19 protein-coding genes are annotated in these 21,899 nt (G+C 45.3%); all 19 read left to right on the plus strand.

Going from position 1 to position 21,899, the window contains the following annotated elements; all coding sequences use genetic code 11:
- The first annotated feature begins 127 nt into the window (after positions 1-127).
- The 19 genes from CHRO_RS28685 to CHRO_RS28775 all read left to right on the plus strand — a co-directional run bounded on the left by CHRO_RS28685 (position 128) and on the right by CHRO_RS28775 (position 21,803).
- A complete protein-coding gene (locus CHRO_RS28685) occupies positions 128-448 on the plus strand; it encodes a hypothetical protein (protein ID WP_015163124.1) in 321 nt (106 codons plus the stop codon).
- 166 nt (positions 449-614) lie between these two features.
- A complete protein-coding gene (locus CHRO_RS28690) occupies positions 615-2,003 on the plus strand; it encodes an alpha-amylase family glycosyl hydrolase (RefSeq protein ID WP_015163125.1) in 1,389 nt (462 codons plus the stop codon).
- 290 nt (positions 2,004-2,293) lie between these two features.
- Positions 2,294-2,920 carry a hypothetical protein gene (locus tag CHRO_RS28695; RefSeq protein WP_015163126.1) on the plus strand — a complete coding sequence of 209 codons (627 nt, stop codon included), beginning with the start codon at positions 2,294-2,296 and terminating at the stop codon, positions 2,918-2,920.
- A gap of 122 nt (positions 2,921-3,042) precedes the next feature.
- Positions 3,043-3,384 carry a hypothetical protein gene (locus CHRO_RS28700; RefSeq protein ID WP_015163127.1) on the plus strand — a complete coding sequence of 114 codons (342 nt, stop codon included), beginning with the start codon at positions 3,043-3,045 and terminating at the stop codon, positions 3,382-3,384.
- 50 nt (positions 3,385-3,434) lie between these two features.
- Positions 3,435-6,314 (plus strand): hypothetical protein, encoded by a 2,880-nt coding sequence (locus tag CHRO_RS28705; RefSeq protein ID WP_015163128.1) that lies wholly within the window; start codon positions 3,435-3,437, stop codon positions 6,312-6,314.
- Between the two features lie 60 nt (positions 6,315-6,374).
- The gene (locus tag CHRO_RS28710) at positions 6,375-7,139 is read left to right on the plus strand and encodes a hypothetical protein (RefSeq protein WP_015163129.1); all 765 of its coding nucleotides are present in this window, start codon (positions 6,375-6,377) and stop codon (positions 7,137-7,139) included.
- A gap of 96 nt (positions 7,140-7,235) precedes the next feature.
- Positions 7,236-8,405, plus strand: a complete 1,170-nt coding sequence (locus CHRO_RS28715) for a hypothetical protein (RefSeq protein ID WP_015163130.1) — start codon at positions 7,236-7,238, stop codon at positions 8,403-8,405.
- 35 nt (positions 8,406-8,440) lie between these two features.
- The gene (locus CHRO_RS28720) at positions 8,441-9,241 is read left to right on the plus strand and encodes a hypothetical protein (protein ID WP_015163131.1); all 801 of its coding nucleotides are present in this window, start codon (positions 8,441-8,443) and stop codon (positions 9,239-9,241) included.
- Between the two features lie 36 nt (positions 9,242-9,277).
- The gene (locus CHRO_RS28725) at positions 9,278-10,870 is read left to right on the plus strand and encodes a TrbI/VirB10 family protein (RefSeq protein ID WP_015163132.1); all 1,593 of its coding nucleotides are present in this window, start codon (positions 9,278-9,280) and stop codon (positions 10,868-10,870) included.
- A gap of 51 nt (positions 10,871-10,921) precedes the next feature.
- Positions 10,922-11,812 carry a hypothetical protein gene (locus CHRO_RS28730; protein WP_015163133.1) on the plus strand — a complete coding sequence of 297 codons (891 nt, stop codon included), beginning with the start codon at positions 10,922-10,924 and terminating at the stop codon, positions 11,810-11,812.
- Between the two features lie 2 nt (positions 11,813-11,814).
- Complete coding sequence (locus CHRO_RS28735; RefSeq protein ID WP_015163134.1) at positions 11,815-13,137, plus strand: hypothetical protein; 1,323 nt, start codon at positions 11,815-11,817, stop codon at positions 13,135-13,137.
- Positions 13,138-13,197: 60 nt separating this feature from the next.
- Positions 13,198-14,943, plus strand: a complete 1,746-nt coding sequence (locus CHRO_RS28740; protein ID WP_015163135.1) for a type IV secretory system conjugative DNA transfer family protein — start codon at positions 13,198-13,200, stop codon at positions 14,941-14,943.
- 36 nt (positions 14,944-14,979) lie between these two features.
- The gene (locus CHRO_RS28745) at positions 14,980-15,273 is read left to right on the plus strand and encodes a hypothetical protein (RefSeq protein WP_015163136.1); all 294 of its coding nucleotides are present in this window, start codon (positions 14,980-14,982) and stop codon (positions 15,271-15,273) included.
- Complete coding sequence (locus CHRO_RS28750) at positions 15,246-17,546, plus strand: hypothetical protein (protein WP_015163137.1); 2,301 nt, start codon at positions 15,246-15,248, stop codon at positions 17,544-17,546. The genes CHRO_RS28745 and CHRO_RS28750 overlap by 28 nt, the downstream gene beginning before the upstream one ends.
- Before the next feature lie 650 nt (positions 17,547-18,196).
- Positions 18,197-19,201, plus strand: a complete 1,005-nt coding sequence (locus CHRO_RS28755; RefSeq protein ID WP_015163140.1) for a bifunctional DNA primase/polymerase — start codon at positions 18,197-18,199, stop codon at positions 19,199-19,201.
- The gene (locus CHRO_RS28760; protein ID WP_015163141.1) at positions 19,198-19,752 is read left to right on the plus strand and encodes a hypothetical protein; all 555 of its coding nucleotides are present in this window, start codon (positions 19,198-19,200) and stop codon (positions 19,750-19,752) included. The genes CHRO_RS28755 and CHRO_RS28760 overlap by 4 nt, the downstream gene beginning before the upstream one ends.
- 7 nt (positions 19,753-19,759) lie before the next feature.
- Complete coding sequence (locus CHRO_RS28765; protein ID WP_015163142.1) at positions 19,760-20,197, plus strand: hypothetical protein; 438 nt, start codon at positions 19,760-19,762, stop codon at positions 20,195-20,197.
- A gap of 44 nt (positions 20,198-20,241) precedes the next feature.
- Complete coding sequence (locus tag CHRO_RS28770) at positions 20,242-21,006, plus strand: hypothetical protein (RefSeq protein WP_015163143.1); 765 nt, start codon at positions 20,242-20,244, stop codon at positions 21,004-21,006.
- On the plus strand, positions 21,003-21,803 hold the full coding sequence (locus CHRO_RS28775) for a hypothetical protein (protein ID WP_015163144.1): 801 nt from the start codon (positions 21,003-21,005) through the stop codon (positions 21,801-21,803). The genes CHRO_RS28770 and CHRO_RS28775 overlap by 4 nt, the downstream gene beginning before the upstream one ends.
- Positions 21,804-21,899: the final 96 nt, after the last annotated feature.

Genomic DNA, 21,899 nt, shown 5'->3' on the forward strand with positions numbered 1-21,899 from the left:
AAGAGGATTTCTTGCCATTGATTCATTCATATCTTTTCTTCACCGAGATTGTTAATGAAGAATGCGATCGCTGGCTAATTTTGCATCGTATACTTCTGGGTGAATTACTGTCTTTTAGAGCGAAAGAGTGAATGAAAAGGCTCTAGTCAAAACTGTTACTCAAGGTGTTAGACCGATGTTGCAACCGATAAACCGTTGTTCGGGATCGATCGTAGGAGCAATAATTGTATTTCTTGGCATTGCCAGCTTAGCGCCCGCGATCGCTACTGCACCTGCCCCGCCACAACTCGCCCCAGCTAAGTTAAACGGTCAAGCCGTTTACGTTTTGTACTTGACCCGTAGTAGCGATAAAGTGTTAGTCCGCTGCTACCCAGGACAGCAACCCAAAGTTGAGGTACAAGCGAAAGCCGACGGCACTAAGTCAGGGATTTTGACCTGTGGAAATTAAAATTTGCCTCAACTGTGATGTCTGCAAATTGGCACATGAGTTTTTTTGCAACAGGATGTCGTTAAAAATTATAGTAAATCTCTCAAAACTAACTGAGGAAAAATTTTAATTTAACGCCGTAAGTAAATTAATTTTAATCCAGATGCATTCAGCTTTCAAGAAACCTATGCGTTGCCAGAAGTTTGCCTTTGTCTTGGCGATTTCTCTGGTCATAGCTTTTAATTTTCCTGGTTTAGCGCAAGTAGCAGAACAACCAGTTGCGATTTTTCATGCCTTTAACCAGAACTACAATGATGTAAAAAAATTCGTCTGCGAACTCGCTGACCAAGGATACTCTCACATCCAAATTGCTCCAACACAAAAATCTAATTCTAGTCAAAAGTGGTGGGCGCGATATCAACCGATAGATTACGGTGTTATTGAAGGCAAAGGTTCCCAAGAAGATTTACGACAGCTAATCGCTCAAGCTCATGAATGTCAAATTAAAGTCATTGCTGATGTTGTGTTCAACCACATGGCTAACTTAGGTGGTGGCGATGATTTTGAAGACTTGTCTAAATTTCCAGGTTTGAGTAAAGATGACTTTTATTCTGCTCCAGGCAATCCTGGCAAGAAACCCTGTGATATTAACTATAACGATGGCAACAGAAATTCAGAACTAAATTGTTGGCTGGGGAGACTTCCAGATCTAAAATACACCGCCAACGTGAAAAAAATTCAAAAAGCGCATTTAAAGAAACTGCTCGATTTGGAAATTGATGGATTTCGATTTGACGCTGCCAAGCATATGCCAGCAGATGTTGTCAAAGAGTATGTCGATTATATTAATCGCGAAAGTAAAGGCTCAACTTGGAATTACCTTGAGGTGATTACAGATAGCGATACCCGTGCAGGCGATTACAAGTGGATTGCTGCTGTAACAGACTTTATCCTTTACAACTCCATGAAAGCAGCATTTACCTTTGGTGGAGATTTGCGATCGCTACGAATTCCTATCGCCGTAGATGATTCGCGTAGCGTCACTTTTGGCAGAAACCACGATACGATTCGAGAGATTAATTCTAGTGCGATTAATCCCTACGACGATCCTTCTGACTCCTACCTGGCAACAGCTTACGTACTAGCTAGAGAAAGTGGAACTCCCTTAATACTCAACTGGGATCATGCTGATGCGCCATACATCAAAACTGGCGTGAAGTTTCGTCAAATTATGTACCAACGGAGTAAAGCAGGTGGCAACGTCAAAGAAAATGTTTTGGCTACCGTTGACAGCTCAACTGTCTTGTTGATAGAACGAGGCAATGAAGGAGTTTTTGTGGTGAATAAAGCAGCAGGTAAATTCGATATTCCGATACTGGATTTAACCCTGACGAATATAGAAGGATGTTATCGAGAATTACGAAATAACTTTACTGTTGCCGTTCAACATCGTCAAAATGGCAAGAAATTTGTTACTCGCTGGGGAACGCAGAATCGAGGTGGTATGGAAGTCCAAGGACGCGATGCCCTTTACTTCATCCGCGAGCCTTGGCAGCAGTGTCAGATAGACAGTTAGCTTTTGCTTCTTCGCTCTGGCAAATGCAGCCGTAGAACCGACGGCGCGCGATCATTGTGCGATCTCGATCGCTCTGGGCATTTATGCGTATAGAAGATATACTACAGCATCAACTCTTTTCGTAGTTTTTCTCAACGCAGAACTCCGAAGAAAAATCAGAAGTTTATTAGCTGTGGTTGACGGTGGGAAAAGCCAAAATGATTGTTATCGAGAGCCTCTAAACAGAAAGCTCAATAAGTTTAGCTCCGATCGTTCACTTCACCACCACTTTTTATCTGACAATTTTCAGCATGAAAACGCATTACGAGTTTGAGTCCGAAAGAAACGAATCTAGCTATACACAAGCTAGCAATTATCTACTAAGATCGCAGCGCAGTAAAAGAACATGGCGAGAAAAGAGTTCAATTGCAGCACTCATGGCTGTGGCTAGTGGATTGATGATTGTAGATATTTCCCTTCACAATCTGGTGCTATCCAGTTTAATGTTTCTCACTTCAATCGTGTTGATGCTACCCAAAGAAGCTAATGCGCTACTGCTCAACTTTGAAAAGTTACAGCGAAAATACGGTATCAACATTTATACGATTTTATTTTTTGTTGTCTCTACAATCTTTATCATAGATTTTGCTTCGGCACCCGCCAGCGCCCAGTTCATGAACAACGCCGAGACGTTTTTCAGAAACACCACTTACTTTCCTGGCATTAACGCACAAGTCGTTGGATTCATTTTTGCGATTCTGCGCGGGTTATTTTTAATTTACTTGGGTATTGCTTTAGTACGCATCGTGCAAGCTGCTAGAAATGACGAGGACTGGCAAATCTTGGCTAGAACGCCAATCATTGTTGCCGTTACTGTTGTGATTGGAGATATTCTCGCTGGACTCATAGTAGGTGGTGCTGGCGGTGGTGCTGCCTAAGTAGCATCGTAACACTTAAGTTTTGACATTCCTGGTTCCACTTCTCCTCAATCGATCGTGTCAGTAGCAGCATTCCTAAACAGAGTTTCCACACCCAAGATTTCAAACAAATAAAGTCATAAATGAGCAAGCAAGAACGCGAATTTCGCAGCGTCAACCGCGTTTTGGGACAGCAACCCCGCCTCGGTCCGTTCCCCGCCGACCAAATCCTTCCCTGGAGCGCGATCGCCTTAATTATGTACATGGCAGTCAAAGGGTTTTTGCAACTATCTTGGCTGGCAACTGGAATCGCGATCGCCTGGGGTTGGGCAACATGGTGGACGGTCAGCGCCAATAAAGATTTTTTCGGTAAATTTATCGGCACGCCGCGAGTCACAAAAGGTTATCAACCTTTCGCTTCGCTGACTGGTACGCCAACTAATAGAAAAACCAAGAAAAAAAGGCATACACGTCGCCGTCGCTAATCTCTCACCAACCCAAGTTTGAGCATTTTGAAATCGAGAATATTTTTATTATGACTGCAACGAAGACAGCAAAGTCAAAAAACAAAGTTGGCAGACAAGCATTAGATCCAGAACAAATAGGAGTTGTCAAGAATCTCACTCCTTTTGAAGATATCGTTCATTTAGCAGGGATTGTGAATATCTCTCTAGCCGATCGCCAAGATATCGGCGCAATCGTCCTCAAGAAAAATGAAGACATTCAAATCAAATTTTGCTTTGAGGCTAAAGGAATTCATTCATCTTTACCCCAAGAACAAATTCTGCCGATTTTTGAAAGAATCGAAGGCGGACTCAAAGAATTACCTGAAGGCGAAACGCTGACGATTCATGTCGGTTCGTTCGCTGACGACGAGCGCCGCCAGCAGGAATTACTAAAAATCGAGCAAGGCTGCAATTTAGAACCGCTGCAACTATTGATGCGTTCCGAGCGCCTGCGGACGCGCGAACTAACTCAACTAGGCATTCGGAAAAATAAGTTTTTGCGTCTTTGGTGTACTTATACTGTGGCTGCATCAGAAGAAAGCCGCAACTACGACGCGATCGAAAAAGCGATCGAGCGTTTGCAGCTCGGCTGGAAGCAATTTACCGGACAAATTCATGATTTTCGCGCCGGACGAGTTGAAAATATCCTCCGCGATAGCTTCGCCAACGGTTTCCAACTGTGGGAACAAATCCTCAGCAATACGATGGGATTGAATCTCCGCGCCTATACGGGCGAAAATATCTGGGAAGTGTTGTGGCAGCAATTCAATCGGACTCAAATACCACCGATTCCTAACTCGCTCTACCTCGATGAAGAAAAACTGAGCGAAATTCAGACAAGCGACTTTCACATCCGCCATCATCTACTAGAAAACGAAAACTCCATACCATTCCTAGACCGCGCTTGGATTAAGCTCCAAGACGAATACATTGGAGTTCTCAACTTTAGCGAAAAACCTGGCGGTTGGGTTGATGAATACTCGCAACTGCGTTATTTATGGTCAGTTCTGGCTAAAGATAGAGTCACTAACACTGAAGTCATCTGCCAACTGACTAAGGCTAATCAAAGCCTAGCTAAAGTTGCTTTACAACGCATTACCAAACAGTCAATTACAGCCTCGGCAATGTCTGCCGACAGCAACTCGGTTGACGTTAAATCTAACATGAATATCGAGGAGGGGATCAAAGCACAAGAAACCATATATAAGGGCAACGTTCCCATCCATACGGCAGTAGTTTTTCTAGTACATAGAAAGACCAGAAAACAGCTTGACAATGCTTGCCGCTACTTATCATCTTGTTTTCTGCGTCCGGCAGTCGTCAACAGAGAAGTTGAATACGCTTGGAAAACTTGGTTGCAATGCACTCCGCCCGTTTGGGAGAAATTGCTGACAAGACCATTCAACCGTCGCTTACCGTACTTTTCCTGCGAAGCGCCAGGTTTGATGCCTTTGATGCAAACTGCCACTGGCGATAAAGAAGGTTTTGAGTTGATTGCCGAAGAAGGCGGTACGCCAGTTCACATCGATCTATACAAACAACATAAAAATATTGCTGTATTCGGTACGACTCGCTCCGGTAAATCCGTGGCTGTTTCGGGAATTCTCACTCCAGCTTTAGCACGAGGAACTCCCGTCGTTGCCCTCGACTATCCTAAGCCTGACGGTACTTCCACTCTCACCGATTACACTAACTTTTTTGGCGATGATGGTGCGTATTTCGATATTACTAAAGAGTCGAATAACTTATTTGAATTACCAGATTTAAGAGGTTACGATCGGGAAACGATTAAAGAAAGAATGACAGATTTCAAAGAATTTTTGAAATCCGTACTCATGGCAATGGTACTTGGGACTAAACCAACTGGGACTAACTCAACTCGAATTTCTCAGATTGAAAGCATATTAACTTTAGCATTGGAGACATTTTTCAACGATGACGATCTCAAATTACGCTATAAGTTAGCGATAGAAAAGGGAGTCGGTACTGCCGAATGGCAAGACACGCCGACGCTGGAAGATTTTTACAATTATTGCTCCCCTGGTTATCTCAAGCTCGATACAATTGCCAGTAATAGTAAAGAAGTTTTAGAGGCTTTAGACCAAATCCGATTGCGGTTAAAATTCTGGCTGAATTCGCGTATCGGTCAATCGGTCGCTCGCCCCTCTAGCTTCAGAACGGATGCTAGGTTGCTCGTATTTGCATTGCGATCGCTCTCCAGCGAAGAGGATGCGGCAATCCTCGCCCTCAGTGCCTACGCTGCTGCTTTACGCCGCGCTCTCTCGTCCAAGGTTTCCATTTTCTTTCTAGATGAAGCACCAATTCTATTTGAGTTTGAAGCGATCGCCGAACTGATCGGTCGGTTATGTGCCAACGGAGCCAAAGCCGGAATTCGCGTCGTTTTGTCGGCGCAAGAGCCAGAAAGTATCTACAAGAGCAAGTCCGCCGCTAAAATATTTGCTAACTTGACGACGCGCTTGATCGGTCGGATTCAATCGAGTGCTGTAGATCCGTTTGTCGAGCGTTTCAAGTATCCTTACGAAATCATTTCCCGCAACTGTACGGAAGCATTCTTTCCGAAAAAAGAAAGCATTTATTCGCAATGGCTGCTTGATGATAACGGCAAACTTACGTTCTGTCGTTACTATCCGCCACACTGCTTGCTTGCTACTGTTGCTAATAATCCAGACGAACAAGAGTTGCGCGGTTTGTACTTGGATAAATATCGCCACGATCCCATGCTCGGTATCGTGCGCTTTTCGGAAACTTATGTCAAGATGATTCGCGGCGAACAACTAACAGATGAAGCGATAGAGCTATTAGCAATTGCTAATAGTATAGTCTCTTTTAGAAAAGTAAAAGCACCGGAAGAGTCTCCAGACTTTCAACATCAAGAAATGAAAGTTTAGCAAATATTTATAAGCAAGCGGTAGATAAAAACCGCGTATACACCTACACATTCAAGCTACATGAAATTTAAACTCAAGCCAAGAAAAATACAGTTACTAGGAGGAGTGCTAGTATTTGGCATCCTGCTACAGTCAACGCCAAGTTATGCTCTCTCTCTGAATATTAGTGACTTCTTCAACGACATATTGGATGAATTCAAAGGTTACTTTGACGAGTTAAAGAACGAACTGAGCCAACAGATTGAAGTAGACTGGGGTGGATTGAAACAAGATGCCAAATCAGCAATTAACGAATCAATTGGGGAGATGAACGTCCCCGACCCAGTGAGCGGTGCTGAAAAACTGCGCCAAAAGCTGAAAACCAAAGGAACGCCAATGGAGAGTAACACGGTTGTTGGTGCAATTGAAGCCAGTCGTCAACTCGAACGTCAAACCGTCCGCGCATCTGTTGCCAGCGTTTTAGGCGAAGCAGGTCAAGCTCGTACCAGTAAAGAAATTGAATCGACTCAAAAAACTGTGGATGAAGCTAAAAACTTAGGCGATCGCGCCCAAGAAATGGATGCTTCGCAAAACATCCTCAAAGCGATCGCCGCTCAAAACGCCCAGATCGTATCGATGCTCGGACAGTCTCGTACCGATGAATTGCAAGCCCGTCAGGATGCAGCTAATACCAACTTGATGCTGGAACAAATAGCTGAAAATGGTGCTAGCGATCGCCGCCGTCAAAGTCTGGCGATGGATGGCGAACTGGCAACGCAAATATCAATTGGAGCTTGGACTCGCCTACGCGCTACGACTCCTGAGTCTGCATCACAAAGCAACTAGCCGATCGTATTCCGCCATGCTTGCAGCTATCTCTGCATCTCCGCACGCAGAGATATCGAGCGAGAATTTTTTCAACTATTCAAGTCATCCAACTATATGTTTTTTCGCTATTTGTTACTTCAAGTTGACCCTAACTTCGGTCAAGACGTACTCGAAGCCGCACAGGGAGGGGCATTACTGGTAGCCGAGAGTTTCGACGAGTTGTGGAACGAGACAATTAACGGCGGCTTATACCGCTCTTTGTGTATCGTCGGTTTTGCATTTGCGCTTGCCATGCTTGCCTTATTTATGGTTCAGTTCGCTAGAAACTGGATGAATGACGACTTCCAACCAGCTCTTGCCAGTTATCTTTGGCCCATCATCGTCATCGGCTTGCTTTTCGGAAACGGCTACCTACTTGCCAACGGGACGCTGGCGCTGCGTAATTACATGAATCATATCGACCAAATTATGTTAGGAAATGCGGCAAGGGGCGCAGACTTGGACGTTGCTTTCAGCCGAGCGATGGGCGACATCCAACTGCGCCGAATGGTCGGCAACGCGATTCAACGCTGTAATGAAAGGGGAGGTACGCCTCAACAAGTTAACGATTGCTTGGTGCAAGCAAGAGAAGAACTGGAGGCATACGCACCGCAACTGTTTCCACAAGAACAAAATGCTAACGAGAATGACTGGTTCTTCAGATCCCTCAGAGCGATTGGTGCGGCGATCGCGCTGACGAATCCACTTGCAGGTGCAGTAGATGGTGCCACTGGCGGCAATCTCGCCAACACGGTCGGTAATTTTGCAATGGAGACGGTTGGCTCCGCCGTGACTGGTTTGTCCGCCACTTGGTTGCTTGCGATCAATAACGCTTACCAGTGGGGGGTTGAAATCTGCTGGATTATTGTTGCCTTGCTCGCACCGATGGCGGTTGGAGCCTCGCTGACACCCTACGGTCAAAAACCAATCGTTGCTTGGCTGGCAGGATTCTTCGCCGTAGGCATGGCAAAGTTTTGCTTCCACATCATGCTCGGACTTTGCGCTCAGTTGATTAGCACCGCGCAAGCAAACCAACCAATGATTTTTCTTCTGTTTATCAGTATCATATCGCCGCTGCTGGCGAGTGCAATGGCTGCTGGTGGTGGCCTGGCTGTCCTGAACGCGCTAACGAAAGGGGTTGAATGGGTCGCTAGTGGTGCGATGACAGCAGGAACGGCTGGAGTGGCATCGGGAGCAAAGATAGCAACGGCTGCCGCTGCTTCGCGCTTTGGTAGGCGCTCTTAAGGAAATTAAAAATTCAAATAATATAGGTATCAATTATGACAGCTACGAAAGAAAAAAAACCAGCTCCTCAACTGCTCAGCTATGGTAAATCGATCCCTAACTCAGTTGGAGTTGTCGTCGTCACCTTGACCGCCATCAGCAGCATCTCGTTGGTAGTACAGCTCGCCAACCTCGGCGCTGCTATGAACCTTAACCGCTACACCAAAGGCATGACGATCGTGCAGCTTCAAGACGGTACGACAATTCCCGCCCAGCCCCTCGGTCCAAACCAATATACCAATAACACCATTAAAAAGTTTGTTTCCGACAGCATGGTGAAGCTGTTTAATTGGGACGGTCTGCTCCAGTCTACCGAAAACGGCGAGGTCGTGACGAAAAAAGATGAAGGAGTGAATGTCGAAGTTAAAAACAAAGGCTTGGTGAAAATTCCTACTAAAGCCAGAGATGCAGCCTTTGCCCTATCTGAAAAACATGACTTTCGCGCTAGTTTTCTCAGAAAGCTCACCGAATACGTACCCCCTGGCTTGTTTAACGGTAACGCTCAAGTGGCGTTGGTGCCTCGCTACTTCTCCGAACCGCGCCAGATTGGCGAGTCCAAGTGGGAAGTAGACGCGATCGCCACGCTGGTCACGTTCTCTCGCCGCGACAATGCTGGTAAGGGTATGGCTTTCAACAAAACCATCGTCGTGCAAAAGATCGACTCTCCCCAATCGCCGCCAGACACGACCGACCTAGCAAAGACTATTTACAGCGCCCGCAAATCGGGGTTGGAAATTGTCGAAATCTATGACTTCGGACTTGGCAAGCCGCCAGAAAAAGCAGCCAACACAAAATAATTCTCACCGAGATCTCCGCAGTATCAAGAATCAGTTATGACACAAGCAATAGACGAACTTTTACCGTTAGAAGATGACAGCAAAGTAAATTCTGCATCTTCTGTAGACAACTTCGATGAAGACCTAGAAGATGAAGACTTGGAAATAGAAGATCCTGCCGAAGTACGGACTCAGCATTCCTTTGTCACGTCACCCTTCTCGCGTCTGGGTACGATCGGTGGTGTTTTTGGTGTTGGTTTTCTCGTAGTTTACCTCAGCCTCAACAACGTAATGAACGGTAGTAGCGATCCAGTTATTGCCAAGTCCGCAACTGCACCTCAAGATCGCACTATAGAGTCGAAAAACAACGACGGCGATATCTATGCCAAACTCGCACTGGCTAGACAAAAAGAAGAGTTGGCTGCTTTGAGCAAACCACCAGCCGACAAAGTAGAGACTCCGCCCAAACCAGCAGCTACACCAGCAGCAACACGTACTGTTGTCGTCAGACAAGCAGTGCCGCCCGCCCCGCGACCTGTTGCTTCGCTAGCAACAATGCCCGCGCCTCGAATCGCAATCGCACCAGCAGCGCCTAAAGACCCGTTTGCCGAATTAGAACGCTTACGCAGGATTGGCTCTATCGGCAAGATCGATTACGGTGACAAATATGCCAGTGCTAGTCTTGTCGATGGTAGTAATTCTAGTGCTGGTGGTGACGATCGTTCGCTGCCCTATTTAGATCCAGCCCGCGCTACAGCAGCCCAATCAGAAGATAACGTCCCAGAACTCAAACCGACGCAAAATGATGGCGATTCCTCCTTCGAGTCGGACAGCAGCAGTCCCGACGCGATCGAACAACTCAAACCGAGATGGCAGCCGTCACTCTCACCTACCGCAGTCAAAGGTATTGCTGGCGATCGCCCCCTTACTGTCGCCGCCACACCTAGCGCAACGCCAGCTAGTTACGACTACCTCCCAGAAGAAGCACAAATTCTCTCAGGCAAGCAACCGCAATACCTAACGATCGGTTCTCATGCTCGCGCTACCCTTGTAACTCCACTTTTTCTCTCCCAACAACGCGACGGTCGCTCTAACGGTAGTAAACGTAGGTTTGTCGCCCGCCTTGACGAACCGCTGATGGCTCACACGGGTGAAATCGGCATCCCTGCTGGCACGCTCGTCACAATCGCCATGACTTCTGTAGATAGCGCCTCCGAAGTTCATGCCGAAGTGACTGCCATTCTCAAAGACGAAACCGAGTATCCCGTTCCTAGCGGTGCTATTAGTATATCGGGTAAGAATAGCAGTCCGCTAATTGCCAAAAAAATGCATAACAAAGGCAAGGAGATAGCTGGGTTCGATCTGACGCTAGGTGCAGTTGCAGGTCTAGCCAGTATTGGCGAGATCGTGAACCAACCTGATGAAGAAGTGGTAGACGACTTGCCTTTTGGTGGCAGCCGCACGCGCCGCACGCGCCAGCGTCGCTCGATGACAGGTGCGTTTCTACAGGGTGCTTTCGGTCAACTTGCCGATTCGATTAGCAGCCGCACTCAAAAAGCTACCGATGAAATTGCCCAGCGTCCCGATATTTGGTATATCCCGCAAAACACCAAAATTGTCGTTGAAGTCGAGCGCTCGCTGAAGCTGTAAACCTTCATCCAAAATCACCCCTATCGCCTTGTCAATTACTAGAGGTCTTTTGTGAAACCAAATATCTTTTCTTCTTTTCTCCTCATCACCGTAGGCGCAATTGCCCTAGCAAATCTAGCTCCTTCCCCAGCCGCAGCATCCCCCATCAGTACGGTGCGCTCGCTCAAAGCTAGTCTGGTAACGGGCAGGCAAGCACGACTACAAACAGTTAAAGCATGGCCTGGTCATGGGGTATCCATATCCTTCTTTGAGACAGGGGAAGTCATCAGAAGGGCTTGGTTGGATCGCAGCAAAAAGTCCAAATTTATTATCGATGTTGATGGCTGTTTATCAGGACTGGGCAGGGACTGCGAAAATCCAGGGGCGGGACTAATTCATATCAGCGCGATCGATGGAGTCATGATTCCAGGATTGCCCAACGCACCATACGGCGAACACTTGACTGTGATTACCGAATCCAACGGTCAGAAAAAAAGCTATCACTTTCGACTCGTAGCTGGTACTGGCGCTCCCGAATACAGCGAAATCTCGATCGAAAACGACATAGAGCCGATGCCAGATGAAAGTAAGCCCAGACCAAATTCCTACGCCACTGCCGATGCTCAATGGGTAACTAGGGGAATGCAGGTGGCACTGTCCAATAAGTGGATCGACGCACAAGGATCGTTGTGGCAAAGACTGACTCACCTTGTAGGCGAACTCCAATCCGGTGCGGACGCGAACGCGGCTGCGGCAAATGCCGGAGTATCGATGCAGTTAGTGGAAAGGTTGATGCAACTAGGAGGCAAGCGTTTTCCTACCATGTTGCCCCCTAACAACGCTACTTTCTCTACCCCATCCACCGTACCTATAGTGCCAACTGTAGCTCCTACCCCAGCCATGCCTGCTAGATCGACATCAGCAATCAACAAACCAACTGTCATTAATTCTTACGGAAGATAATTATGGAAAAAGCGTATAACGACCCTAACTGTTCGAGCCTCGTTGCTACTGCCGACCCGATCGCAGCTCTAGATATAGATACATCTGCTAAAAAATCCACAACTAGCTGCGCTAGATCGCATAGTAAAAGAGATCGATATTTACTGACTCTGGGATTTGTCGCCGCGATCGCCCTGCACGCCCTCAAAGCCGGAGCTGCTACGCCAGAGGAAGCGATCGTAGTTGCCAACGCCAATCCCAGCAATTCTTCTTTTCCAACTCGCGACTATAGTGGAATCCCAGTCCCCGATTGGAACGAGATTACGTTCAAAAACATGATGTTCTCTGAAGCGGGCGGGACTGAATTGCCCAACATCAAAAGTCAGGGCATGAAGGCTAGACGGATTTGGCAAGCCGGACAAAGCGTTGCCGACGTGATGGAACTGGGCGACTTTGAAGCATCTGAGTTTGGCATTGAAAAGCTTTCAGTCCGCAATATTGCCAGCATGACAGGCGCGAACCTGAAATCACTCAAACTCGATAGCCTGGAGCTAACCCAGTGGCAGACAATTGCAGACTTAACTGAAGCTATCCCTGGCTTAGGCAAGTTGCAAGTGGCAGACGTGCCACCGATTCGCGATCTAGTTGCCAAACTCGCCCGCTCCTATGCCCTGGACGACCAAACGATCTCCAACCTGCTCGAAACCTACCCAGTACTAAGGAATGTGGAGTTGGGTAAATATATTAATCTCAACAACTACAAACTGACAGATATTCCAGGGTTGACAGATGCGGCGCTGCAAAAGTTTGCTAACTGGCAAAATAACATTATCGGTAAAGTGCCTGGTTTAGCACTCCTGCCATTTGGCAAGTTTCCAGGCATTCCCGCCGCAGATCTTACCGCTGTTGGTAAAGTTGACCTGCCACTGGGAACGCTAGAAAGCGATCGCCACAGATCGATTTCGGGTAGCGATCGCTCTGGGTTTAATGTATCCTGCGATTCTCAATGCGCCCACATTGAATTGGCAGGCAGCGGCGAGTTGACTGGAGCGCAATGGATCTCTGGAAAGAGCCAAAAAGTTAGGGGTGGTTTCGGAGTTTTGGGCAATCTCTTCGATCGTAGAGAACCGACTGGTCGCCACCCCTTCGGCAAGAGCTTCAAGCAAGTTATTTGGAACGTCAACGAAGCGAACGGCAGCATTACAACCGTTATGTTTTTCCGCATCTGCAAGCGCGGCATACCCGACCTCGGTTGCAGTCCCTATGGTATCGGTCCGGTTCAGTTCCTCAATTACAAAGAAATGGATGCAATTTTGTTGGGTCGCCCCCTCAGCGTTCCTCAGTGATAGACGGTGCAAGTAACTAACTGTAAGGCATTTTTTTATTTAAGATATCTTTTCAAGAATATGAACCAATCAGCTAACAAAAACTTTGTTAAGGAAGTTAAAGTAAGCGATAATTCCGCTCGCGCAGTTAACGAATATACCGATAAGCTAATCTCGCCTTTCCTCTCTACTCAAGGATTGATATTAGCTGGGGGAATTTTGACACTGGTAGCATTACAAGTACTAGATAAGGGCAATAAGAAAAAGCTAGCTAGTAGCTATTGGGGTAGTAATGCTGAAGTAGCAAATGCCAAAAGAATAGCCGTAAAACAGATGAAACAACCGCGATGTGACAGTGCAGCTTTATGGATTGGAGCGAACAAATTAGATCGAAACAATCTATATATACCAGATATCCAGCGGGGAACGGCAGCAATCGGCGGACCTGGTAGCGGTAAGACGGCAAGTGCTATTCTACCAATGATTTATGCCGCGATCGAGCAAGAATTTGGCATTGTTATCTACGATTTTAAATATCCTTCTCTTGCTAAAATAGCTAGTTATGCCAGAAAAAAAGGGTATGACGTACACATCTTTGCTCCAGGTTTTCCCGAATCAGAAGTGTGCAACCCAATTGACTTTCTCCGAGATAGTAGCGATGCCGAAACTGCAAGGCAGTTAGCTACGGTGATTAATAAAAACTTTAGGCTGGCTGGCAATACTAACGAAGATGCTTTTTTTGGTCCGGCTGGCGACCAGTTAACGCAAGCAATTCTCATGCTTGCTAAAGAATTTGAAAGTAAAGATAATCCCAGCCAAAGCTACGCAGATATCATGACCGCTGCTGCCATTTTGTCTAGCGAAAAAATGGTAGAGCGATTGAAATCAGCTAATCTGAATCCGTGGATTAAGATTGCCTTCGGTCAATTATTCTCCTCTGCTGATTCGGAGAAAACTGTAGCTGGAATTGCAGGTACGGCATCGTTGATGTTCACTCGCTTTATGGCTAAAAACACTCTCGGATGTTTTGTCGGTAAGACTACCTTACCCTTGGAAGTGAAGCGCCAGCAAATGATTATCTTCGGACTCGACCGAGAACGCCGAGATGCTGTCGGTCCTCTCATGACCAGCATTCTGCACATGGTAATATCGCGTAGTATTGCCAAAAGGCGCGAAGACCCTTTAGTTGTCGCTCTAGACGAGCTACCCTCAATTTATCTACCCGATTTGTATCGATGGCTCAACGAATCGCGCTCTGAAGGTTTTTGCGGTATTTTAGGCTGGCAGAATATGGGTCAGCTGGAGAAAATTTATAGCAAAGAAATTGCCAAAACTATTCTGGGTGCCTGCGGTACTAAGTTTGTTTTCAATCCTGGTGAAGAAGAATCAGCTCGCCTATTCTCTGCCTATTTAGGTGAGGAAGAGATTAAATACAAACAGAAATCGCGTACCAGCGGTGGGGGCAAGACAAGTACTTCTATTAGCAATCAAGAAAAGACGCGCAAATTATTTGAACCCGCACAATTCCTCAAGCTACCGCAAGGTAAATGCGTGTTGATTAACCCAGCCTACAGCAATCAGAAAGAAGGTTCAGTGCCGATCCTGAAAAAAATCAAAATTCCTAAAACTATCGAGTCTTGGGAAGAACTAAATCAAAGTTCGTGGCACAAGTTAAGGACGAGATTTGCAAAAAGAAGCACCCAAAAATGCCCCAGTCAAGAAGATTTGGAGAGCAGAATGGCTGAAGTTAACAAACGCTTTCCTATTCCTCAACAACCTCAACCGACTAAAAATCAACCCCTGGTAAATCTTCAAGGTTTATTCTGACACAACTCAACCCATTTCCAGCCAAGTTTATTTCAAATGATTGACCTTCAATTAGAGCGAGAAATCGAAAAGTATCAAAGGCTATCCCGCTGGTCTTACCAATTTCCACCCAGTATCGAAACTCACTACTTCGATTCCATTCTCGTCTACTACTACAACCGCGATCTCCTAGACAATATCTATTGCGCCACCCTCATAGCAGGTGGTGCTAAACCATCGCTGATTGTCATCCGCTTCGATCGCCAGCTTGTCTTCGTTCAATTCAAAAATACCGTCCTTCTAGATAGATTACCTACACTGCCATGTACGACGAACGCGCCACAGAATTAGGAAATTATTACACGAGAATGACAGATAAATCTGTAGAGACGCTTTACTCTATGGGTAGAGAGATAACAAATTCAATTACAGAGATTGTCAAACTCATCTTTGAAAAACTTAGGGAAAATAAAGAGGAACAACCAGAACAACTCGATCGCGTTCGCGTGGATATTGGTAGCGATGTTTACGTTCTTTCCCGCGAGCGGGATTTGCCCGATGCTTGGAAGTGGGAGAAATTAGATTCTGTAGCAAGTCAATATCAGGCAGAAGCACCAACCGAATTTCAGCTACAGGCTATTTCCCAACGGTTGGCAGCGGATGTGGCTGATGGCATCAGTCAAACCGACGATCGCCAGCCGTGTCTGCAAATCGTTGGTACGACTGAATCTGGCAAAGAAGTTGTCCTCTACACCCAAGACGAGACGGGGAACTGCAAGACGAATCTAGCTACCCAACTTCTAACACCAGAAGAATTGGCTGGATTGTCTAACTGCACTGCCAACGTCCAGCAGCCGCTTGTTGCTGCTGGTTCAGCTCTTTCACTAGAGGATCGATTAGAAGGCGCGTCATCCCAAAGCAATCTTTCAGCTGCCGAACGACTCGACAGTAAGGATTTATTGTCGCTCAAACAAGAACTAGAAAGTAATTTAGTGTTAGCGGTTAAATTAATGGCAACACGCAACCAGAAAGCAGAAGAGCTAACAAAATTAAGTAAAGATGTAGCTGCCAATGAAAGCTCGGAGCGGTTAAGAGAGGTAGTGAAAGATTTAGCATCTATCGATCGGCGGATTGCTAACGTATTTCTAGAAAGTGCTGCCACAATTAAAAATTATCAACAGCAATTAAACGAGCTTTCTTCAAAGTTAGTGCTAGAAGATCGTAACTCGGAGCGAGATAGACCATCAGCAAGCCAAAACAGCGCTACATTAGAAAACACTGCTTCCAGTCAGCCACGACAAGTTAGCCAAGAGCAAAATCAAAATTCAGTTGTCCCCAAAACTGCTGTTGAATATACTTACAAGCAAGTACTCGACAGTCCAAAAATCCAACCTGGAACTAAACAGTGGGTGCGTCAGCTCCACATTCCTATCTATAAAATTCTCAGTCAAAAATTAGAGCGTCAGCGCTTTGCATCTGAGAATAAAAGGATTGCTAAAACATCTGCGGCACTACTAAAACGATACGGACAAATTCAAACTGATGGTTCGCTGTTGTACCGTAGCGATGCCTTTGCAATTATTAAACAAGGTGAAAAGTTTACGATTCATCGCCGCCAAGACGAATTACAAGGTTTCAAACAGCCTTTGATGGAATTTAAACTAGAGCGAAATGGCACGCCTAAAATAACTGGGCGATCGAAGGAGATGCTACCAGCAGAACGGCAGGAATTCGTGATGGTAGCAGAACGCTTAGCAGACCAGAAAACACTGCGATCGCTATCTACATCCGACCTCAGAGATGTAGCTAATACTCTAGGTTCTCTCGCACCTGCGGGAACGCTATCCACTTTAGAAAGTTTCAAACAAGTTGAACTGCTTGGCACGCTAAATGGGATTTTGCAAAAGGCAAAAACAGACAAGCTGACTGTGGGTGAATTAACGATTGTTCGCCGCCGCGACCCAGAGCATAATAAAGCTAGTTTATCTCTATATAAAACTACGATTAATGGCGATCGGCAAGGGCTATTTGAATTCCAGCTTGAAAAAAAGTCAGATGGAATTTCTCAAGAAATCACCAAAATGAATATTTCAGAACAAGACATTAATTATATTAAGCTGATGGCTCAAAAAGCACAGTTGTTCGATCTGGAGCAGCTATTTAATGGTGCTAATAGTAGCAGTGTACCTACCGATCGATCTCAACAACAATTAAACGAAAACCAGGAAATAAAAGGTATTGGCGAGCTTGCCCTGACTCTTCATCCTTTCCTAGCCCAAGAATGGAATAATATTCAACGGGAAGGTCAACCCTCGTCTAATGCCATGATGCAAGAAAACGACGAAATAAATCAGAAAATTCGAGCAAATAGTGGCAAGCTGTCTGTTGCGGAACAGCGAGAAATCTATTTTAAGATAGTGGCTGCTAAGGTAGCTGAATCGGAGTCAAAAGGTGAGAAGGGTATTGACTTGATTCCCTTAAAACAGATTATGAAAGACCTACAACAGCAGCGCCAACAAGTTATTCAACAAACCTATACTCCTAAAAGTGAAATTTATCTGGATTCTAAAGTAGCAGATCGCACTAATGGTGTCGCTTCCAAAAGTAGAGATTTATCACTATAGCACTTGCTTTTGACTAGAGCGTTAATCTGCTACTACGATAGCGATAACGCTTTTATATTACTTTTATAGTATTTGTAAAACTTAGTATCTGCTTCAACCTAAACCTAGAAAGTTCAATTTTTCCTCGATATATAAAATTTATTAACGAAAAAGAATTTTACCCTAAAAAGGATGTAAGGGGAACTTATATTTTGTTAAATATATGTTATTAAATTATCTCGACAAAACTGTATTATTAGCTTTAATTGCTATTGTACTGACTGTAGGTTGCCATCAAATAACTGAGGAAGTTTAGCATACACCATGAAGACGATCTAAAAATAAGTTATTGAACGACAATTATTTTTGCATTTCGCGCCAATTATACGTAGATGTGAAAGCTGCTTCGGATAACGATTTGAACATTTGTTCTAGTTGTCGCCAAGCCCAAAAATAATTGACACCTAATAATAAGTAGAGTAGCTTTGAACTTAACTGCTGTAACCCCATACATATCTTATTAGGTAAGAATACAATATACATTTTCGGCTGCGATCGCCACAAATAGCTGATGATGTATTCAGCTTGCAGTTGTTAAATAGCAAAGCGACTATTGCAGTCAACGAAAATGGCTGTGCCATATTTGCAGTGCATAAAGTTGCATTTCAAATATGAATGCAAAAGCTATTGATGTCGTTATTTCTACCCTGGAAATTCTGCCAACACACTGGCATCTCGTACCTACGCACTGGAAAAGACCTTTAGGCTATCGCTGGGAACAACGACCGTTTACTCCCAAACAGTTGCAATCGGAACTTGCTTCTACAGGTAAAGTTCGAGTCCTCGACCGAAGAGAAGGCTTCACCCAAGTATCGCCTACAGGTGTTGCATTGATCTGCGGTGCTAACGCTCGTGAATTCATAATTGCTGTCGATTGCGATGGCATCAGTGCGTATAAACAAGTCCTAACTTCCAACTTCTCAAATGAAAACAATAAAAACTCCAAATTCGCTAACTTTTCACCCGATGAAATTAAAAATGCTGCCCTTGCTTACTTACCACATACAGTTGCATTCACGTCAGGTCGCCCTCATAGAGCGCAATATCTCTACCGTCTACCCCTGCATCTCTACTTCCCTCTAGAAAATCTCAAATCCAGGCGCATCCATACTAGGCAACGAGAATGTTTGGAGTTGAGAGGCAAAAATCTATCTTCCGTACTCCCACCTTCTGGACATCCTCAAGGATATTGCTACCAATGGCTTCCAGGTTGCAGCCCTAGCGAAGTTGAAATTGCCAATGCTCCAGACTGGATTATTGGCAAAATGCGCGTTAGTGCCGAGAAAACTAGACACTATGCTCGAAACAGTACGAGCATTCGCCAGCATTGCGTTACTGACAAGTATACTCGCCTCTATCCAGGCATCGACGGCAACATCCAACAAGCACTGATTCTGCTGGAAGTCATCCATCCCAAATTTGCCGATAGTTACGACACTTGGCTTTATGTTGGCATGGCACTGCATAGTGTTAGTCCCACCCTGCTAGCTAGTTGGGAGCAATGGAGTCAACTCTCCCCCAAATACAAACCTGGTGAATGCCAATACAAGTGGAAAACCTTCAAGAAATTTGGCATCACTATTAAAACTCTATACAGATTAGCCTACTTATCATGACTGCACTTACTCACAACAAGCAATCCGCTGGTAGTTCTGCTAGTAGTTCTGCCCATTCTACAGCTGACGATACTGAACAACTAGCTCAATTGAATTTGGACGATGACGACGAAGAATCTAGCGATGGTATTGCACCTTCTAGCAGCCTAAACACCATTGCTGCGACTCCATTGAGCAAAACCGACACGGAAATAACCGAATCTGAATCCTCTTTACAAGACAAGTTTGACTTTGACAAGACTACCATCGTCGTCAACTTGCAAATACTACCGCTGCATGAAAATGAGAGAAAGCTACTGATAGCAGTTGGCATTGCTGACGAACCACCTTTGTTATTCGGCTCGACTTTCAGTGCCTTGGAAGCAAGTAGTTTACCGCTCTTGCAAGCGATCGAAAAACTGAAAGAAAATTTGCCGCAGATGCAAGCTCGCTCTTCATCACGCCAGCAATCTCAGCCAAAACAAGTTCCGACTCGTCAAGTTGTCGTACCCGACTTACCCCAAGCGCCTGTAGCGCGGCCGTCCGATCTAAATCAACTCAAATTATTTTAGTAATTCTATGAAATACGTCTTGGTAATCGAAGGTCAAGAAACTCCTCTAGATGAAAGCATTGCAGCCAACGATGATGTTCTCCGCACCACCATTGGGGCATATATGCCCCAGCTAGCAAATGCTGAAATTCAACGCCGAACTGAGGGCGATACGGTACGCATTCAAATGCTCAAACGTGCGGGAACTAAAGGTTCTGTTGCAGCAGTTTGCCAGGAACTTGGCGCTGCACCATCGCAGCTCAATCCGGCTTTGTCGCTAGCTTGGCAGATCGAACAATTAAAGCTGCAAAAAGGTTTAGATATAACTGCTTTGATTGCCTTACAGCCGCAGATTGAAGCAGCATACACCAGCGGTCAAAAGTGGGAAGTGGCGATCGCTAGCGCGAATCTAAACCTATGTCGCGCTCCTGCTACCCCTGCCCGAATTACGCCGAAACTTATCTAAGTTAAAAGTGCAGCCAAACAATGGCTGCATAACATTCATCGTATATGCACGTAGTATCGGCATCGCTGTCATCTTTTAGCCAACAAATTCTGCAATACCGCACGCCTATAACCGTTACCGATGCTCTCGAATACCTGCAAGATTTATCCTGTAAAACTCAACTTCTCCATCTCTACCAAAAGGTTTTTCCTCAAAAGTGGAAAGCATCTAAAATTCCACTAGATCGGCGCACGTTTGATAGCGTTTACTGCGACAAAGAAATTGAATTTTTGCACTTAGTCAACGAACAACTTTTTGCCATAGAATTATGGGAGGAATTTGAAACTACTACCTCAAGAGAGTACGAAATACCAATCCTACCTAAAACTAATGATTGGTGGTATGAAGATCTAGAAGATCTAGAAGAGTGCGACCAATTCTTACTCTCGCTGCTCGGATTTGGTTACGACTTGGAAATTTGGGAAGAAAAGTTTGGTTTTACTCCCGAACGGCTGCTCCGTGCCGACACAATCGATCTAGAGCGGTTCCAACACCTGTGTGCCAAACAAACGCACCCTCTTTGCTATTTATATGATGCGATCGCCCTGATTGACAAAAGCACTGGCTGTATCTGGTGCGATGTCAGCACGGAAGTCTGTGAAAGTTTGCCTTGGACTTATGAAAATATCATGTTTCTAGCCGAGCAATGGAAGATTGCCAACAGCTATTGGGACAAAGCCGCAGCAATAGGTGAATGGATTGAGCGCGATGTCGCCCATAGAAAAGCCGCCTTTGAACTTTGGAACTGCGCTACTTCATCAAAACCATGATTCAAGCATCAGAAATTCCTATAGCTACTTCAGAAGTAGGAACGGAGAATTTAACTAATACAACAGGATCTACAGCTCCAACTGTGCTGCAACTGCCGCAGCTATCAGTGATGGCGATCGCTCGTACCATCGCCCATACCGTTCCAGAAGATGAAATTCTAGGACATTTGCTCGTTTTACGCGGGCAGTATATCTTCGTGAGCAAAGCTCAAGATGGTGTCGAATACAAACCAATTTCACCTGAAGCTGTCGCTGCTGCATTCAGCACGCCAGCCATTGATTCAGGTTGGTTGTCAAATCATACTGTCAGATGGGGTAAAAGTAAAAACGGCGAATGGATTCTGCTTTATTTGCCGCCGCAAAAATACAACATTCTGCTCCAAAATGTAAATAACCAATCTTTGCAACTCGCTGTTCCTTTGCCTGCCTTGCTATTTGTAGGGATCGGCAGAACTTACTACATTTGGGCAATGAAAGGTAGCTCGTTCGACCCAGCAGGTAATTTGTATGCAGCTCCCCTGCCCAATGTTATGGGAGAAGGAAGTATCTGCTTCGGCAACAATTTAGTACCTCAGTGCAGTTCACAAAACATTACTGAAATCTGGGATTTATTCTGGAGCAGCCCGTTCAACAGTGATGCTGTCAGCCACAAATCAACACAATTTCCAGAAGATATCCGCAACCAACTCATGCTGCTGCACGATAAAAAAGCCAAACGGTATCCTGCCAGCGACCTCGTTCTCCATCCAAGCTGGAACAAAAAAACGCCAAACGATATTATCCAAAGCCTTCTCTAAGCTGTTTGTATTCAATACAGCGATCGTTGCACTGAGTATTTTTTACCCTCCTACAGCTTGTAGGAGGGAATTATTTTAATTGGAGAGCATTTAGTT

Source organism: Chroococcidiopsis thermalis PCC 7203, from assembly GCF_000317125.1.
In the GTDB taxonomy this organism is placed as follows: Bacteria; Cyanobacteriota; Cyanobacteriia; order Cyanobacteriales; family Chroococcidiopsidaceae; genus Chroococcidiopsis; species Chroococcidiopsis thermalis.

What these genes read in the sequence shown, in the direction of transcription:
- CHRO_RS28690 (WP_015163125.1), top strand. Translation starts at nt 615, where the DNA reads ATGCGTTGCCAGAAGTTTGCCTTTGTCTTGGCGATTTCTCTGGTCATA.
- CHRO_RS28695 (WP_015163126.1), top strand. Translation starts at nt 2,294, where the DNA reads ATGAAAACGCATTACGAGTTTGAGTCCGAAAGAAACGAATCTAGCTAT.
- CHRO_RS28700 (WP_015163127.1), top strand. Translation starts at nt 3,043, where the DNA reads ATGAGCAAGCAAGAACGCGAATTTCGCAGCGTCAACCGCGTTTTGGGA.
- CHRO_RS28705 (WP_015163128.1), top strand. Translation starts at nt 3,435, where the DNA reads ATGACTGCAACGAAGACAGCAAAGTCAAAAAACAAAGTTGGCAGACAA.
- CHRO_RS28710 (WP_015163129.1), top strand. Translation starts at nt 6,375, where the DNA reads ATGAAATTTAAACTCAAGCCAAGAAAAATACAGTTACTAGGAGGAGTG.
- CHRO_RS28715 (WP_015163130.1), top strand. Translation starts at nt 7,236, where the DNA reads ATGTTTTTTCGCTATTTGTTACTTCAAGTTGACCCTAACTTCGGTCAA.
- CHRO_RS28720 (WP_015163131.1), top strand. Translation starts at nt 8,441, where the DNA reads ATGACAGCTACGAAAGAAAAAAAACCAGCTCCTCAACTGCTCAGCTAT.
- CHRO_RS28725 (WP_015163132.1), top strand. Translation starts at nt 9,278, where the DNA reads ATGACACAAGCAATAGACGAACTTTTACCGTTAGAAGATGACAGCAAA.
- CHRO_RS28735 (WP_015163134.1), top strand. Translation starts at nt 11,815, where the DNA reads ATGGAAAAAGCGTATAACGACCCTAACTGTTCGAGCCTCGTTGCTACT.
- CHRO_RS28740 (WP_015163135.1), top strand. Translation starts at nt 13,198, where the DNA reads ATGAACCAATCAGCTAACAAAAACTTTGTTAAGGAAGTTAAAGTAAGC.
- CHRO_RS28745 (WP_015163136.1), top strand. Translation starts at nt 14,980, where the DNA reads ATGATTGACCTTCAATTAGAGCGAGAAATCGAAAAGTATCAAAGGCTA.
- CHRO_RS28750 (WP_015163137.1), top strand. Translation starts at nt 15,246, where the DNA reads ATGTACGACGAACGCGCCACAGAATTAGGAAATTATTACACGAGAATG.
- CHRO_RS28755 (WP_015163140.1), top strand. Translation starts at nt 18,197, where the DNA reads ATGAATGCAAAAGCTATTGATGTCGTTATTTCTACCCTGGAAATTCTG.
- CHRO_RS28760 (WP_015163141.1), top strand. Translation starts at nt 19,198, where the DNA reads ATGACTGCACTTACTCACAACAAGCAATCCGCTGGTAGTTCTGCTAGT.
- CHRO_RS28765 (WP_015163142.1), top strand. Translation starts at nt 19,760, where the DNA reads ATGAAATACGTCTTGGTAATCGAAGGTCAAGAAACTCCTCTAGATGAA.
- CHRO_RS28770 (WP_015163143.1), top strand. Translation starts at nt 20,242, where the DNA reads ATGCACGTAGTATCGGCATCGCTGTCATCTTTTAGCCAACAAATTCTG.
- CHRO_RS28775 (WP_015163144.1), top strand. Translation starts at nt 21,003, where the DNA reads ATGATTCAAGCATCAGAAATTCCTATAGCTACTTCAGAAGTAGGAACG.